This window comes from Ruegeria sp. AP11 (assembly GCF_056535865.1).
The window spans coordinates 1,691,895-1,707,500 of record NZ_JBQFJB010000001.1 but is presented as its reverse complement, the minus strand read 5'-3'; the positions used below and the strand labels follow the sequence as shown (position 1 = coordinate 1,707,500).

Genomic DNA, 15,606 nt, shown 5'->3' with positions numbered 1-15,606 from the left:
GCTCATACGGTATTACTCTCCGTTTCCAGAGGCTATTCCGTACCAAAGGGCATATTCCCACGCGTTACTAACCCGTCCGCCGCTCACCCCGAAAGGCGCGCTCGACTTGCATGTGTTAGGCCTGCCGCCAGCGTTCGTTCTGAGCCAGGATCAAACTCTCAAGTTGAAAGCACATTGCTGCACTATCCTTGACGTTCGAACCTCTGCACATCTTTAGTGCGCTACCGCCTATTCGGCTACTTGAGCGCGAATAAGCTTCCCCCAACCCGGCTAGGCCAGAGAACGCACTAAAAGTCATCTGTTTGATGTACACAGATCTCCTAAGAAATCAGTGAACCACTCAAACAGTGAAGCTGACACTGGTCATCGGGACATTCACCCCTACCAGCGCGATATACAGACATCCAATCCGTCGAAACGAACCAAACCGCCCACATATCTCTTCAGTTATCCATCAATGTCAAAGAACAAACACCCAGAGCCAAAAACCAGACCGCAACGCCAATCCCTTAGCGCAACCGCCTAAACCCTAACCCAAGATGCCCACCGTCTCTCCGATGCGTCTCAACCGTCTTTCCAGTCCGTCAGGCCGTCTCTCCGACCCGTCAACACCGCCTCAGCAGCGCCGGTGAAGGGGTATTTACGGATTAGGTCTGGGACCTGCAACCCCCATTTTGAAAAAACTTCAATTTTCCGGTCAGTTTCTTCTCACTCTTAATAAAAACAAAGGGTTACCTTCATAATTCAGGCTTTCACCCACCCCCAGAGGCTGCTGATGGCCCCCTTGAATCGCTCAAGACCGGACAATCAGGTGGAATCGTGTTCTGCCTCGCAGACTCGGACGTGAAAAACGCCGCCAGGGTTTCCCAAGGCGGCGTCATTTTGTGAGTGGCGGGGTGATCAGCTCAGATCAAAACGATCCGCATTCATCACCTTGTTCCAGGCCGAGACGAAATCGCAGACAAACTTACCGCCCGCATCGTCCTGACCATAGACCTCGGCCAGCGCCCGCAGCTGCGAATTCGAGCCGAAGACCAGATCGACACGGGTGCCGGTCCACTTCACCTCTCCACTGCTGCGATCGCGACCTTCATAGACTCCGTCACCGGACGGTTTCCATTCAGTGCTCATATCCAGCAGGTTCACGAAGAAATCGGTGCTGAGCGTTCCGACCCGGTCCGTGAGCACACCATGAGACGTGCCGCCGAAGTTCGCACCCAACACGCGCATCCCTCCGACAAGCGCCGTCATTTCCGGCGCCGAAAGCGTCAGCAGTTGCGCCTTGTCCACCAGCAGGGCCTCGGCCGGGACCGAGTATTCCTTGCGCAGGTAATTGCGGAAACCGTCGGCAATGGGTTCCATCACCGCGAAAGACGCGACATCCGTCTGCTCTTGCGAGGCATCGGTGCGGCCCGGAGCGAAAGGCACATCCACCTCGTGACCCGCAGCTTTGGCAGCCTGTTCGATGGCCGCCGCGCCACCCAGGACGATGACATCAGCCAGCGACACCTTTTTGCCGCCGGACTGCGCGTCATTGAACGCTTTCTGAACGCCTTCCAGCGCCTCCAGCGCTTTGGACAGTTTCAGCGGTTCGTTGACATCCCAGTCTTGCTGCGGGGCAAGACGAACGCGCGCACCGTTGGCACCGCCACGCATGTCAGACCCGCGGAAGGTCGAGGCCGAAGCCCATGCGGTCGAAACGAGTTCAGAGACCGAAAGCCCGGTTGCGAGAATCTTGGATTTCAGATCCGCCGCATCTGCATCGTCAATCAGTTCATGATCCACGGCCGGAACGTTGTCCTGCCACAGCAACTCTTCGCTGGGCGCCTCGGCACCCAAATAGCGCGCCCGCGGACCCATGTCGCGGTGAGTCAGTTTGAACCAGGCGCGGGCGAAGGCATCGGCGAACTCTTCCGGGTTTTCGTGGAAGCGTTTCGAGATCGGGCCATAGATCGGGTCCATGCGCATCGCCATGTCGGCGGTGGTCATCATGGTTTTGACCTTCTTGGACGGATCATGCGCCGCCGGGGCCATGTCCTCGTCTTTCACGCCGACCGGTTCCCAGATCCACGCGCCCGAGGGGCTTTTGGTCAGGTTCCAGTCATAGCCGAACAGCAGGTCGAAATAGCCGTTATCCCATTTGATCGGGTTCGCGGTCCATGCGCCCTCGATCCCCGAGGTCGTGGTGTCGTCACCCTTGCCGCTGCCGAAATCGTTGATCCAGCCAAAGCCCATCGCCTCGATCGGGGCAGCTTCGGGTTCGGGGCCGACCAGAGCCGGATCGCCCGCACCGTGCGCTTTACCGAAGGTGTGACCACCGGCGACCAGAGCCACCGTTTCCTCGTCATTCATGGCCATCCGGCCAAACGTGTCGCGGATGTCGCGGCCCGATGCCAATACGTTCGGCTCACCATCAGGGCCTTCGGGGTTCACATAGATCAGGCCCATCTGCACGGCGGCCAGCGGGTTTTCCAGATCACGTTCGCCCGAATAGCGGCTGTGCGGGTTATCGGTCGGCGCCAGCCAATCCGTCTCGGCCCCCCAATAGATGTCTTCCTCAGGCGCCCAGATATCTTCGCGGCCACCCGAGAAGCCAAAGGTCTTGCCGCCCATGGATTCGATGGCGCAGTTGCCCGCCAGAATATACAGGTCGGCCCAGGAGATCTGGTTGCCGTATTTCTGCTTGATCGGCCAGAGCAGACGACGCGCCTTGTCCAGGTTGCCGTTATCCGGCCAGCTGTTCAGCGGCGCGAAACGCTGGTTACCGGTCGACGCACCGCCACGGCCATCCGCCGTCCGGTAGGTGCCCGCTGCGTGCCAGGCCATGCGGATGAACAGACCGCCATAGTGGCCATAATCCGCAGGCCACCAATCCTGCGAGTCGGTCATCAGCGCGTAAAGGTCATCCTTCAGCGCTTTCAGGTCGAGCGATTTGAACGCTTCCGCATAATCGAATGCTTCACCCATCGGGTTCGAGGCGGCCCCGTGCTGATGGAGGATCGAAAGGTTCAGTTGGTTCGGCCACCAATCCCGGTTGGTCCGGGCCTCGGCGCCATGCATTACCGGGCATTTGCCCGTGTTGGGGGTATCACTTCCGTCCATATCGATCTCCAGTCCTGGCTGTAAGTGTGCGTCGCGCGGTTAACTCTGGTACGAGAAACAGGGGTCATGAGTGTCTTTGCGGGCTTCCCCGGTCCGGGCATCGCGCAGCGTTTTGCCGGTCTGCCCTGCCTTCTTTCTGGAAAATTGCATTAACGACTCAATCTTTTCTGTCTTGGCGTAGATGTAGCAAATCTACGCCATGCAAATAAGTTTTGTTTTTTGATGATTTTAATAACTAAAACCTATCGCTTCCAAGAAAACAGCATCATCGCCGTACCACGTTAATAGTACCTGGGCCGACACGATCGCGAGCCTGAAGGAAACATGCGTTGAGGCAGGCGGCGGAAATCTCTACACCGCTATAGCATAAGGGAGAGAGATCGATGCCAGCACCGACAAATACCTTCAAGCAAGCTCTCAAGGATAGACGCCTGCAATTGGGCTGCTGGCTGGGTCTGGCCGACACATATGCTGCCGAGATCGCGGCAACCGCCCGTTTCGACTGGCTGTTGATCGATGGCGAACACGCGCCCAATGACCTGCGCTCGATCCTCGGGCAGTTGCAGATCATTCAGGCCTCGGATGCGCACGCAGCGGTCCGCCTGCCGATTGGTGAAACCTGGATGATCAAGCAGGTGCTGGATGCAGGCGCGCAAACGCTGCTGATCCCGATGGTCGAAAGCGCTGAACAGGCCCGCGAACTTGTCCGCGCCGTGACTTACCCGCCGAATGGCGCGCGCGGTGTGGGCGCGGGGCTTGCGCGGGTCTCGAAATTCTCGGCCATTCCTGATTATCTGCAGACTGCGGATGACCAGATTTGCCTGCTGGTACAGGTCGAAAACCGAGCAGGGCTTGCGGCGCTGGACGATATTCTGGCGGTCGAAGGTGTGGACGGGGTTTTCATCGGACCTGCGGATCTGGCCGCCGATCTGGGCCATATCGGCAATGCCGATCACCCCGATGTGGACGCCGCAATCGTGGATGCGCTGGACCGGATTGTGAAAGCTGGCAAAGCGGCCGGCATCCTGACCCTTGATCCGAATATGCAGAAACGCTGCGCTGAGCTGGGCGTGACCTTCCTGGCTACGGCGATTGATGTGATTCTGTTTGCCAATGCGATGCGGTCCGAGGCAGACGATGCTCGCAAACGCCTGCTTGGGGACTAATGTCCGCTTACTTTCTTATACAGCGCTGATTTATACCCGAACGGAATGCCCAGAACACCCACCAGCCAACCGGCGGTGCGGGCGATCTGGATCAGTCGTCGGTCCGGCTGAAACGGGAACAGCAGCATCAGCACCAACAGCGTCACCAACCGGAACGGAGCACTGAGAAACCCGATCACGGCGCGCACTGGTTTCTGATCCAATTTACGCCGCATATGGGTGTTGGCCTGATCCCGCCCGCGCGCGGCCTGATACCAGAATGACAGCCTTGCTGGTGGAATGGTTTCGTACACAAACGCGTCCGCGACCCAGCCCACCGGCAATCCGGCCGCCACTGTTTCAGCATAAAACTTGGCATCCGTACCGCCGGTCATGCGCATGGCCTCGTCGAACCACAGACAGGTTTCGCTGAACAGTCGCGTTTCGCCCAACCAGTTGTTGGTAACGATGGTCACCCCGCCCGTGTCATTTAGGCTGGCCTTCCTGGCTGCGGCGCGTTCCTTGTCGAGATAGCGATTGCTGATATTGCGCAGCATCAACCGTTGCAGCGCGGTTTCTTCACCTGACGGCCCCGCCGCCCGAAGCGGAGCGCCCAGCAAAACCGCCGCGCTTGTCCGGTACCCGGCGACCAGACGCTCCAGCCAATCGGGGGCCACGACCTCGTCATCATCCACAAAGCAGAGCAGATCGGACCCCTGCGCCAGCGCTTCGCGCGCAGCGCGGTTGCGCCCAAACGGGATTCCGGGTTCGGTTTCCAGCATATAATCCAGCGCAGCGCCGTTGGGCAGGAACTCACCCACCGCACGTACCGTGGATTCACTATTGGGCGCGGCGTCATTCTCGACCACCAGGCAGCGGACGGAACAATCCGGCGGCAGAACCATTTTTCCCCAGCTTTGGATCAGCGCCGCCAACATCTCGGGACGCTGACGGGTCAGCGTCGACACGGTGATCTTGAGGTGGGCAGAGCGGTCATCCATCGGACCCCCTTACAACCCGCAGCGCTTTGTTGACAAGGTTCAGCGCCCGGTCGCAACCGTATTGTGCTGCTACTGCTGCATCAAAGCCTCCAACCCGACGCGGTAGTTGGGATAGAGCAGCGAGACGCCCAGTTCGGATTTGATCCGATCATTCCGGACACGCTTGTTTTCATTATAGAAACTGCGTGCCATCGGGGTCAGATCAGCCTCATCGAACGACACGGCGGGCGGCATCGGCAGACCCTGTAACTCAGCGGCATAGCCAATGACGTCCTGCGGTGGGACCGGCTCATCATCGCAGACGTTATAAATCGCCCCCGGATTGGGCCGCGCCATCGAAGCGATCAGAACCTGCGCGATGTCATCCACGTGGATACGCGAAAACACCTGCCCAGGCTTGATGATACGCCGCAGGCCACCGCGTTTGAGCTTTGAAAACGGCCCCCGCCCCGGCCCGTAGATCCCCGCCAGCCGGAATATGTGCAGCGGCAGGCCGGGAATCTGGGCCCACTGGTTCTCGGCCAGCATGCGCCAGCGGCCGCGTTCCGCCGTGGGGGTGGCGGGTGTGGTTTCGTCCACCCAACCACCCTGATGATCGCCATAGACCGCCGTTGTCGACAAATACCCGACCCATTGAAACTGTCCGGCGCGGGCCGCGATTTCATCGCCAAGCTGCGCCAGCACCGGGTCTCCGCCGGCGTTGGGCGCGGTAGAGATCAGCAGATGGGTTACGCCGTCCAGATCGGGCGTCTCTCCGGGCCAGACACGTGGTTCTGCGCCAGAGGCACGGATCGTCCCAAGCTGGCTGTCATCTCGCGTGGTCCCGATGATGCGCCAGGCTTTCGGGTCCAGCTGTTTCGACATGGCGCGGGCCGAATAGCCGTGACCGAAGGAGAATAAACATTGTGTCATGCCCCTTTGATGGTCCGCCCGCCGCAGGGATGCAAGCGCCGGATGGACGCACTTGATTCGAATCCTGAGATGCGCATTCATTGATGTATGAGTGACAAAACCCCAAACCTGCGCGCCGCTTACGCATTGAAATCACCCGAGGACAACAAGCGCCTCTATGCGGAATGGGCAGGGGATTACGATGACGGGTTTGCCGCGCTGGAAGATTACCAGTTGTACATCCACACGGCCCGCGCCTTTGTCGGCGCCGGAGGGCAAGGCCCGGTTCTGGACGTCGGAGCGGGTACCGGGCTGTGCGGCGGCATTCTGGCCGGGTTGGGCGTTGGGCCGATCGATGCCACCGATATCAGCGGCGAAATGCTGGATCAGGCGATGCGCAAGGATATCTATCGCGATGCGATCGAAGCCGACCTGAACGATGGCCTTCCGGTCCCGCGCGAAAGCTACGCGGGCGTCGTCTCCTCGGGCACCTTCACCCACGGCCATCTGGGCCCCGAGGTGCTGCCCGCCTTGCTGCGCGTCGCCCGCCCCGGAGCGCAATTTGCCCTGTCGATCAACGCCAAGCACTTTGAAACGATGGGGTTTGCCGAGGCTTTCCGACATCTTGAAGAGGATCGGATCATCAACCTGTCTCTGCCCGAGGTTCGAATCTACGGCGAGCTGGCCGCGGGCCCGAACCAGAACGATACAGCCTTCATCGCCCTGTTCGAACGCCGCTAGCATCCCGCCATCGCAGAATTATCCGAACATCCGCTTCTTCCGCGCGCGGGTCTCCGCGGTCGCCTCGGGCGAGCCATCATGGAAAGTACCGAACCAGCGGTCCCACGGCATTTCCTGATTGCCATAGTTGCATTCGTAATACCGGTGATGAAGCTGGTGATAGAAAGTGCCCAGCGCCAACCGCTTTTTGTCCTTGATCAGCAGGTCTTCGTACCCTGTATGGGTCATCGCCGCACCCGGACCCTGAAACACGATGTGAAAATACAGGTGGATCGGATGCGAAGGCACGATCCAATGAATGCACAGGGTGGTCAGGTAGAAGAAATGCTCGACCGGGTGCATCGAGAATCCGGACCAGGGGCCAATATTCACGTTCCGGTGGTGCAGGCTGTGAACCTTCTTGTACAGAAATGGCTGATGCAGCAGCCGATGCACCCAATAGAAGTGAAAGGCCGACCACATCGGGATCAGGACGAGCCACAAGAGAAACCAAACCGGGTTCTCGGCAAAGGTAATGACCGGAGCGTAGCCGTTGGCCATCAGCCACATGGTGACCGCCTGAAACCCCGTCAGTTGCAATACGCCTGAACCCAGCGACCAGAACATATTGTCCAGCACCTGATCGCTGAAATCCCAAAGCTTGTTGTTCTTGCCCTGATCGCGCCGCTCGAACTTCAGCTTCTTTCCCTGCGCCTTGCGCATGTAGAAATACCAGTGCAACCCGCCGGTCACCGCAAAGATCATGACAAAGTTCACCAGCCAGATCCGGAAGATCCACCCAAAGGCAAAGCTCTGGGCTTCTGCCAGCGGCGGGTAAAAGACGGCCCAAAGCAGTACGGCGAGACCCAGCATCAGCACTCGTTCACTGAGCGTCAACCAGTTGCGGGCCAGCCACCCCGCCAGATAGGCCGGGCGCGGCGGCCACTGGAATATGGACGGGTTATGCAGGGGCAACTCCGGGTGGTAATTCCACTCGCGGCTCATGTCTTGCATCTGAGGATTATCGGTCACGTCAGAATTTCCTATGCATCAGCGGGCCGAGCGGAGAGACCTCCGCTCAGGGATGAACGACTAACGGTTCAGCCTTTGATCAGGTGGCGTAGTCCGAGCCTTCGGCATCCAGAACGGATTTGATCTCGCGCAGGTGCGCCTCGGCCTGTCCGGGATAGTCATCCAGCTCCTGCGCCGTCTTCTCGGCGATCTCATCGGACAGCGCGCGCAGTGGCTGCCCTGTTTGAAGCGCGCGAATGTATGTTTCTGCCGCCCGTTCAAAATAATAGAGCCTGTTAAAGGCATCTGCGGGGCTGTCGCCGATCACCAGAACCCCGTGATTGCCCATGATCATCACCTTTTTCTTCGGGTCAGACAGCATCGAGGCGCAGCGTTCACCTTCGCTTTCAAACGCCAGCCCTCCGAACTCTTCATCGATGACATATCGGTTGTAGAACGTGGCGGTGTTCTGATCGATCGGCGGCAGGGTGCTGTCCGCCAGCGACGCCAGCACCGTGGCAAAGATCGAATGAACATGCATGACGCAGCGCGCATGAGGACAATGACGATGGATCGAGCCATGCAACCCCCAGGCCGTTGGGTCCGGCGCGCCCGGCTGATCCATCACCCCGGCGTCATTGGCATCCAGCACCAGCAGGTTCGACGCCTTTACACGCGAGAAATGCATCTGGTTGGCATTCATCAGGAACTGCGTGCCTTCGGGATTCACAGCAAGGCTGAAATGATTGGCCACACCCTCATGCATGTTCAGCCGCTCGGTCCAGCGAAAGGCGGCAGCCATGTCGACGCGTTCAGGCCAGTGATCCATATTGGGGCGCAGGTTGGTGACGCTCATGTCGGGCTCCTTAAAGGCAAGAGGTTCGGAAAATCGTGCCTGCTCCGCGACGGTTTGACCAACGAAAAAAACGCGCCTATTGCATTAGCCAAACTAATGGCAAGGTTATGCAGATGCAGAAACAGCTTCCTCCGTTGGGTTGGCTGCGCACGTTCGAGGCCGCAGCCAGACACCTTTCCTTTACCGGTGCCGCGCGCGATCTGAACATGACCCAGAGCGCGGTCAGCCAGCAGATCAAATCGCTGGAAGGGTATCTGGGGCAGCCCTTGTTCCGGCGCCGTCCCCGCGCGCTGGAACTGACCGAGGCAGGCATCACCTATCTGCCGGTCGTGCGCGAAGCGTTTCGAACGCTTGTGCGTGGTACTCAGGCGGTGACGGGCGCGCAGCAAAATACCGTGCAGGTGCAAAGCAACATCAGCTTTGCGGTCAATTGGCTGTCACCCCGCCTGCCCCGATTTCGCGCGCAGCATCCCGAGGTGCATCTGAGCATCTTCACCGAGCTCTGGGAGCCACGCGAAATGGCCCAGGGAGCGGCGGTTGAAATCCGCTATTCCCTGCGCCCTGCTGATACGGTGCGGACCGAGTTGTTGCGGACGGATCATTACTATCCGGTCTGCGCGCCGGATTTTCCGGTATCGATGGACGATCTGCAGCAACTGCCTTTGTTCGATTGCTCGAATTTGCTGTCGAACTGGGCAAACTGGGCCGAAGAACAGGGTCTAAACTGGGGGAAACCGCAGATTACCTATGCGACAACCTATCTGGTCAGCATGTCCATCGCCATGGCGGGCGGAGGGCTGTGTCTGGCCCACGACACCATCGCGCAACATCTGATCGAACAAGGCAGGCTGATCGCCCCGTTCTCTCACCGCGCCGAAATGCCCGAGGCGTATTACCTGTTGCTATCACCTCAGGCCGAAGAAAACCCCGGCGCCATCGCCTTTGCCGAGTGGCTGCGAGCCGAGATTGCAGCAGATGTTCAGGCATGAGGCAGCGTGCTCCCGCCCATCGTCGAGGCCCCTGCGGGGCATCTCCGCTGGTTGGGCGTGGCAGCGCTGACGCGCTGCAATCAATCCTGAAATTCGGTTTGTGATGATTTTATGATACCCGGCTGGCAGGGGTTGCACCTTCCGCCGCATTCGGGAAAGTTGGGCCATGGAACATAAGACTTTCCCAAGCTGGCCCGATACCGCCCCCCGTCTCATCGCCGTTGCTGCAGGCCGCGAGGCCGCCGATATGGTCATCCGTGGCGGGACCTGGGTGAATGTGCATACGCGTGAATTGCTGCCGGATCATGATGTTGCGATTGCCGCCGGGCGTGTGGCCTATGTCGGGCCTGACGCCGCGCATTGCACCGGCCCCGATACACAGGTCATCGAGGCGAAGGGCCGCTTTATGATCCCCGGCCTGTGCGACGGACACATGCATATTGAATCCGGCATGCTGACCCCTGCCGAATTCGCCCGCGCCGTGACCCCGCATGGTACGACCTCGATGTTCACAGATCCGCACGAGATTGCCAATGTGCTGGGGCTGGACGGTGTGCGGATGATGCATGACGAGGCGCTGATGCAGCCGGTGAATATCTTCACGCAGATGCCCTCGTGCGCGCCATCGGCGCCGGGGCTTGAAACGACGGGCTATAAGATCACCCCTGAAGATGTGGCCGAGGCGATGAGCTGGCCCGGCATCGTCGGACTGGGGGAGATGATGAATTTCCCCGGTGTGATCCATGGCGATCCGAAGATGCTGGCGGAAATCGCGGCAACCCAACGGGCGGGCAAAACCGTGGGCGGACACTATGCCTCGCCTGATTTAGGGTCTGACTTCGCTGCTTATGTGGCAGGTGGTCCTGCGGATGATCATGAGGGCACCTGCGAAGCCGACGCCATTGCACGGGTCAGGCAGGGCATGCGGTCGATGATGCGGCTGGGTTCAGCCTGGTATGACGTGGAAAGCCAGATCACCGCAGTGACCGAGAAGGGACTCGATCCGCGCGGCTTTATCCTGTGTACGGATGATTGCCATTCCGGCACGCTGGTGAATGACGGCCACATGAACCGGGTCGTGCGCCACGCCATCGCGTGCGGTTGCGATCCCCTGATCGCGCTGCAGATGGCCACGATCAACACCGCCACCCATTTCGGGCTTGAACGTGAGATCGGCTCAATCACGCCCGGGCGGCGTGCGGATGTGATCCTAAGCTCTGATCTGTCTGAATTGCCCATCGAGGTGGTGATTGCGCGCGGTCAGGTCGTGGCCGAGAACGGCGTGATCACCGTAGATTGCCCGCACCTGGATTGGCCCGACTCAGCCCGCAACACCGTGCATCTTGGCCACCAACTGACTGAAACGGATTTTGAGATCAACGCCCCCGCCGGGGCCAACCGGGTCCAGGCCAACGTCATCGGCGTGGTGGAAAATCAGGCCCCGACCAAGGCCCTGAAGGCCGAGTTGCCAATCATCGGCGGTCTGGTCGAAGGGGAAGGCGACGTATGCCAGATTGCGCTGGTCGAGCGGCACCGGGCAACGGGCGGGGTAACGAATGCCTTTGTTTCGGGCTTTGGATATGAGGGCAGGATGGCCATGGCCTCGACCGTGGCGCATGACAGCCACCACATGATCGTTGTCGGCACCGATCGCGAACAAATGGCCTTGGCCGCCAATCGTTTGGCCGAGGTGGGTGGTGGCATTACTATATTCCGCGACGGTGAAGGACTGGCTTTGGTGGAACTGCCCATTGCCGGCCTGATGTCCGACAGCCCTGCCACCGAGGTTGCCGCCAAGGCGGAACAGATGGTTGCGGCGATGCAGGCCTGCGGCTGTCAGTTGAACAACGCCTATATGCAGCACTCTCTTCTGGCCCTCGTGGTGATCCCTGAATTGCGGATCTCGGACCTTGGGTTGGTGGATGTGCGCACATTTGAAAAGATTGACCTTCTGGAACCCCTTGCATGACAATCATAAGAACACCCGACGTTCCGACACCTGAAAAATTCACCGATCCGGTCGCAGCCGTCGCCCGCCTTGAACAGCTCTATGATCTGGCGACCAGGTTCCTGTGCGACAGCTTTGCCAAGGCCATGGAGGGCGACGCCCCGGCCGAGCGATTCAGAGCCTATTACCCGGAAATTCGCATCAAAACGGCGTCCTATGCGCAGGTCGACAGCCGTCTGAGTTTTGGACATGTGTCCGAGCCCGGAACTCATGTCACCACCGTCACGCGTCCCGATCTGTTCCGGTCTTATCTGACCCAGCAAATCGCGCTGTTGATCAAGAACCACGATCAGCCGGTGACGATCGGGGCCTCGGATACGCCGATCCCGGTGCATTTTGCAGTGGCCAACAACCCCGATCTTATCGTGCCGCATCAGGGGGCTGCCGGGTTCACCCTGCGCGATGTGTTCGACGTGCCGGATCTGACCACCACCAATGACGACATCGTCAATGGCGTATACGATACCGAGGACGAGATTGGCCCGCTGGCCCTGTTCACAGCGCAACGGGTGGATTATTCGCTGGCGCGACTGTCGCATTATACGGCGACCGATCCGAACCACTTCCAGAACCACGTGCTGTTCACCAACTACCAGTTCTATGTCTCGGAATTTGAAAACTACGCCCGGGCGCAATTGGCAGATCCCGAGAGCGGCTATACCAGCTTTGTCTCGACTGGGAATGCCGAGATCACCGACCCGGATGGCGTCCTTGAACAGCCGCTGAAACTGCCGCAGATGCCGACCTATCACCTGAAACGCGCGGATGGGTCGGGGATCACGCTGGTCAATATCGGTGTGGGGCCGTCGAATGCCAAAACCGCGACAGACCATATCGCGGTGCTGCGCCCCCATGCCTGGCTGATGGTGGGTCACTGCGCGGGTTTGCGGAACACGCAGGCGTTGGGCGATTTCGTCCTTGCCCATGCCTATCTGCGCGAAGACAAAGTGCTGGACGACGATCTGCCGGTCTGGGTGCCGATCCCGCCACTGGCCGAGATTCAGGTGGCGCTGGAACAGGCCGTGGCCGAGGTCACCGAACTTGCGGGTTATGAGTTGAAACGGATCATGCGCACCGGCACCGTCGCGTCGGTCGACAACCGCAACTGGGAATTGCGCGACCAGTCCGGCCCGGTACAACGCCTCAGCCAGTCGCGCGCGATTGCACTGGATATGGAAAGTGCAACGATTGCAGCCAACGGCTATCGGTTCCGGGTCCCTTACGGCACGTTGCTATGTGTTTCGGACAAGCCACTGCACGGCGAATTGAAGCTTCCCGGCATGGCATCGGCGTTCTATACAACACAGGTCAGCCGCCATCTGGCGATCGGAATACGGGCGATGGAGCATCTGCGCGGTATGCCGCTGGAACGCCTGCACAGCCGGAAATTGCGTTCCTTCGACGAAACGGCCTTTCTCTGAAGCAAAAAAGCAACGTTTTCCCCCTATTTTTAGGGTTTTCAACGCTACTATTCGTTGTGTTCGCCCACAATATCCCGTTACAGTTACGCGGTGAGGCCCTATCTATCGGGCACGTTAAGGAGACCAAGAAATGGCAAAGCCTATGACAAAGACTCAGTTGGTGGCTGCTCTCGCTGAGGAAATGGGAACTGACAAGAAATCCGCGAATTCCGCACTGGAGGCCATGACCGGCCTGATCACCCGCGAAGTTTCCGCCGGTGGCGCCGTCACCCTGCCCGGTGTTGGCAAAATCTACTGCCGCGAGCGCCCCGAGCGCATGGTGCGCAACCCCGCCACCGGCGAGCAGTTCAAGAAAGAAGCCGACAAGGTGGTCAAGATGACCATTGCGAAAGCTCTGAAAGACAGCGTCAACGGCTAATCGCCGAAGACTGATCACAAGATCGAGGGGGTCGCCATCGGGCGGCCCCTTTTCCTTGCGGTTGGGGCCAAAACCGGTGACAGTCGCCCGGATATAAACAGGAGGCCGATTTGGATCTGCGCGCCATCGCCAAGGGGCTTGTTTTTGCCCTGATCTGGTCTTCGGCCTTCACCTCTGCCCGCATCATTGTGGCCGACGCCTCGCCCCTGTTTTCGCTGGCGCTGCGATTCCTGATTTCGGGGCTTCTGGGCGTGGCGATTGCACGCGTCATGGGGCAAACCTGGAACCTGACACGACCGCAGTGGCGCGCAACGATCCTGTTCGGGATTTGCCAAAATGCCCTGTATTTGGGTCTGAATTTCTATGCCATGCAAACGGTCGAAGCTTCGGTGGCCGCGATCATCGCCTCGACCATGCCGCTGCTGGTCGCGCTGGCCGGGTGGCTGCTGCTGAGCGAGCGGTTGCGCCCCTTGGGCATCCTCGGGTTGCTGGCGGGGTTTGTCGGCGTCGCCTTGATCATGAGCAGCCGGATCAGCGCTGGTGTTGATCTGTTTGGCGTCCTGCTCTGCGGAATCGGCGCGCTGGCGCTGACCTTTGCGACACTGGCGGTGCGCGGGGCTACGTCGGGCGGGAATTTCATGATGGTGGTCGGCCTGCAAATGCTGGTGGGCTCAGCGGTCCTCTTCCTTGCGGCACCTGTGTTCGAGACGATTTATATCCGTCCCACCCTGCCCTTCGCGCTGGCATTTACCTATACGACCCTGTTCCCCGGTCTGCTGGCTACGTTGATCTGGTTCTTGTTGCTGGACCGCATCGGACCTATTCGGGCCGCAACCTTCCACTTTCTCAACCCCGTTTTTGGCGTCACCATTGCCGCCCTCTTGCTGGGCGAAAAGCTAGGCCCGCTGGATGCGATCGGAGTTCTGATCACCACTTTGGGCATTCTGGCTGTGCAGCTGTCACGCCAACCTGCTGTCAAACCGGCCTGAGCGCGCACGTCTGCGCGAGCCGGCGTAACAAGCCTTTGCTTTCGCCGAAAGAACCCCATTTACTAGGCCGAACCATAAGAATCGGAGGAGCCATGTCCCGCTATACCAAGGACCCCGACGCCATCGCCGCCCTGTCGCCGGAAGAGTTCCACGTAACCCAGCGCAGCGGCACAGAACGTCCGGGCACCGGAAAGCTGCTGAACAACAAGGAACCGGGCATCTACGTGGATATCGTCTCGGGTGAGCCGCTGTTTGCCTCGACGCATAAGTACGAATCAGGCTGCGGCTGGCCCAGTTTCACCAAACCCATCATCCATGAACATGTGGAAGAATTCCGCGACACCACCCATGGCATGATCCGGACCGAGGTACGCTCGAAACACGGGGACAGCCATCTGGGCCACGTGTTCCCCGATGGCCCGCGCGAACATGGTGGGCTACGGTATTGCATCAATTCCGCCTCGCTGCGGTTCATCCATCGCGACGAGATGGAGGCCGAAGGCTATGGCGAATATCTGATCCATTTGGAGGAAATCCGATGACCGATGAACGCGCCGTTCTGGCCGGGGGCTGCTTTTGGGGTATGCAGGACCTGATCCGCAAGCTGCCGGGCGTCTCACGCACCCGCGTCGGCTATACCGGCGGTGACGTGCCCAATGCGACCTATCGCAACCATGGTACACATGCCGAGGGGATCGAGATCTGGTTTGACCCGTCCCGGATCACCTATCGCGATCTGCTGGAGTTCTTCTTCCAGATCCACGACCCCACCACCCCAAACCGCCAGGGCAATGACCGCGGCATGAGCTATCGCTCGGCCATCTACTACGTGGACGATGTCCAGAGACAGGTTGCCGAAGACACCATTGCCGATGTGACCGCCAGCGGCATCTGGCCGGGCAAGGTCGTAACCGAGGTCGAACCGGTCGGTGATTTCTGGGAAGCCGAGCCTGAGCATCAGGACTATCTGGAACGCATCCCGAACGGCTATACCTGCCACTTCCCACGCCCGGACTGGGTGCTGCCCAAGCGTTCCAGCGCGGCTGAATAGATGC

General features: G+C 59.6%; 14 protein-coding genes and 1 rRNA gene (1 of these 15 cut by a window edge). 9 read left to right on the top strand and 6 right to left on the bottom strand.

From position 1 onward, the window contains the following. Together ACR3E4_RS08720 and katG are read right to left on the bottom strand one after the other, a co-directional pair. A 16S ribosomal RNA gene (locus tag ACR3E4_RS08720) occupies positions 1–166 on the bottom strand (it extends 1,295 nt beyond the left edge of the window). Positions 167–900: 734 nt separating this feature from the next. After that, complete coding sequence (gene katG / locus ACR3E4_RS08715; protein ID WP_480535680.1) at positions 901–3,102, bottom strand: catalase/peroxidase HPI; 2,202 nt, start codon at positions 3,100–3,102, stop codon at positions 901–903. A 383-nt stretch (positions 3,103–3,485) separates the two neighbouring features. On the opposite strand from katG, the gene ACR3E4_RS08710 reads away from it, so the two are divergent. Continuing rightward, positions 3,486–4,268, top strand: coding sequence for an aldolase/citrate lyase family protein (locus ACR3E4_RS08710; RefSeq protein ID WP_480535682.1), 783 nt, complete (start codon positions 3,486–3,488; stop codon positions 4,266–4,268). On the opposite strand, the gene ACR3E4_RS08705 is transcribed toward ACR3E4_RS08710, so the two are convergent. Both ACR3E4_RS08705 and ACR3E4_RS08700 read right to left on the bottom strand, forming a co-directional pair. Then, positions 4,265–5,248 carry a glycosyltransferase gene (locus ACR3E4_RS08705; protein WP_480535683.1) on the bottom strand — a complete coding sequence of 328 codons (984 nt, stop codon included), beginning with the start codon at positions 5,246–5,248 and terminating at the stop codon, positions 4,265–4,267. The two genes, ACR3E4_RS08710 and ACR3E4_RS08705, sit on opposite strands and share 4 nt — an antisense overlap. Positions 5,249–5,317: 69 nt before the next feature. Next, the gene (locus ACR3E4_RS08700) at positions 5,318–6,160 is read right to left on the bottom strand and encodes an SDR family oxidoreductase (RefSeq protein WP_480535684.1); all 843 of its coding nucleotides are present in this window, start codon (positions 6,158–6,160) and stop codon (positions 5,318–5,320) included. A gap of 87 nt (positions 6,161–6,247) precedes the next feature. Here ACR3E4_RS08700 and ACR3E4_RS08695 point away from each other — a divergent pair, with 87 nt between their 5' ends. After that, positions 6,248–6,880, top strand: a complete 633-nt coding sequence (locus tag ACR3E4_RS08695; RefSeq protein ID WP_480535685.1) for a class I SAM-dependent DNA methyltransferase — start codon at positions 6,248–6,250, stop codon at positions 6,878–6,880. An 18-nt stretch (positions 6,881–6,898) separates the two neighbouring features. On the opposite strand, the gene ACR3E4_RS08690 is transcribed toward ACR3E4_RS08695, so the two are convergent. Continuing rightward, a complete protein-coding gene (locus ACR3E4_RS08690; RefSeq protein WP_480535686.1) occupies positions 6,899–7,891 on the bottom strand; it encodes a sterol desaturase family protein in 993 nt (330 codons plus the stop codon). 79 nt (positions 7,892–7,970) lie between these two features. Next, positions 7,971–8,726, bottom strand: a complete 756-nt coding sequence (locus tag ACR3E4_RS08685) for a class II aldolase and adducin N-terminal domain-containing protein (protein WP_480535688.1) — start codon at positions 8,724–8,726, stop codon at positions 7,971–7,973. Positions 8,727–8,839: 113 nt separating this feature from the next. Here ACR3E4_RS08685 and ACR3E4_RS08680 point away from each other — a divergent pair, with 113 nt between their 5' ends. The 7 genes from ACR3E4_RS08680 to msrA all read left to right on the top strand — a co-directional run bounded on the left by ACR3E4_RS08680 (position 8,840) and on the right by msrA (position 15,602). Continuing rightward, positions 8,840–9,715, top strand: coding sequence for a LysR substrate-binding domain-containing protein (locus ACR3E4_RS08680; protein WP_480535689.1), 876 nt, complete (start codon positions 8,840–8,842; stop codon positions 9,713–9,715). Between the two features lie 166 nt (positions 9,716–9,881). Continuing rightward, positions 9,882–11,684 (top strand): adenine deaminase, encoded by a 1,803-nt coding sequence (gene ade, locus ACR3E4_RS08675; protein WP_480535691.1) that lies wholly within the window; start codon positions 9,882–9,884, stop codon positions 11,682–11,684. Continuing rightward, entirely contained in the window at positions 11,681–13,144 is a 1,464-nt protein-coding gene (locus ACR3E4_RS08670; protein ID WP_480535692.1) for an AMP nucleosidase, read from the top strand. Before ade ends, ACR3E4_RS08670 begins: the two co-directional genes overlap by 4 nt. 130 nt (positions 13,145–13,274) lie before the next feature. Beyond that, on the top strand, positions 13,275–13,562 hold the full coding sequence (locus ACR3E4_RS08665; RefSeq protein WP_480535693.1) for an HU family DNA-binding protein: 288 nt from the start codon (positions 13,275–13,277) through the stop codon (positions 13,560–13,562). A 110-nt stretch (positions 13,563–13,672) separates the two neighbouring features. Next, on the top strand, positions 13,673–14,551 hold the full coding sequence (locus ACR3E4_RS08660; RefSeq protein ID WP_480535694.1) for a DMT family transporter: 879 nt from the start codon (positions 13,673–13,675) through the stop codon (positions 14,549–14,551). Between the two features lie 92 nt (positions 14,552–14,643). Next, positions 14,644–15,093, top strand: a complete 450-nt coding sequence (gene msrB, locus ACR3E4_RS08655) for a peptide-methionine (R)-S-oxide reductase MsrB (RefSeq protein WP_480535695.1) — start codon at positions 14,644–14,646, stop codon at positions 15,091–15,093. Continuing rightward, positions 15,090–15,602: a peptide-methionine (S)-S-oxide reductase MsrA gene (msrA, locus tag ACR3E4_RS08650; protein ID WP_480535696.1), complete on the top strand. Its 513-nt coding sequence runs from the start codon at positions 15,090–15,092 to the stop codon at positions 15,600–15,602. The genes msrB and msrA overlap by 4 nt, the downstream gene beginning before the upstream one ends. Positions 15,603–15,606 lie beyond the last annotated feature (4 nt).

Coding starts and splice junctions, on each gene's coding strand:
- katG (WP_480535680.1), bottom strand. CDS start 3,102: ATGGACGGAAGTGATACCCCCAACACGGGCAAATGCCCGGTAATGCAT.
- ACR3E4_RS08710 (WP_480535682.1), top strand. CDS start 3,486: ATGCCAGCACCGACAAATACCTTCAAGCAAGCTCTCAAGGATAGACGC.
- ACR3E4_RS08705 (WP_480535683.1), bottom strand. CDS start 5,248: ATGGATGACCGCTCTGCCCACCTCAAGATCACCGTGTCGACGCTGACC.
- ACR3E4_RS08700 (WP_480535684.1), bottom strand. CDS start 6,160: ATGACACAATGTTTATTCTCCTTCGGTCACGGCTATTCGGCCCGCGCC.
- ACR3E4_RS08695 (WP_480535685.1), top strand. CDS start 6,248: ATGAGTGACAAAACCCCAAACCTGCGCGCCGCTTACGCATTGAAATCA.
- ACR3E4_RS08685 (WP_480535688.1), bottom strand. CDS start 8,726: ATGAGCGTCACCAACCTGCGCCCCAATATGGATCACTGGCCTGAACGC.
- ACR3E4_RS08680 (WP_480535689.1), top strand. CDS start 8,840: ATGCAGAAACAGCTTCCTCCGTTGGGTTGGCTGCGCACGTTCGAGGCC.
- ade (WP_480535691.1), top strand. CDS start 9,882: ATGGAACATAAGACTTTCCCAAGCTGGCCCGATACCGCCCCCCGTCTC.
- ACR3E4_RS08670 (WP_480535692.1), top strand. CDS start 11,681: ATGACAATCATAAGAACACCCGACGTTCCGACACCTGAAAAATTCACC.
- ACR3E4_RS08665 (WP_480535693.1), top strand. CDS start 13,275: ATGGCAAAGCCTATGACAAAGACTCAGTTGGTGGCTGCTCTCGCTGAG.
- msrB (WP_480535695.1), top strand. CDS start 14,644: ATGTCCCGCTATACCAAGGACCCCGACGCCATCGCCGCCCTGTCGCCG.
- msrA (WP_480535696.1), top strand. CDS start 15,090: ATGACCGATGAACGCGCCGTTCTGGCCGGGGGCTGCTTTTGGGGTATG.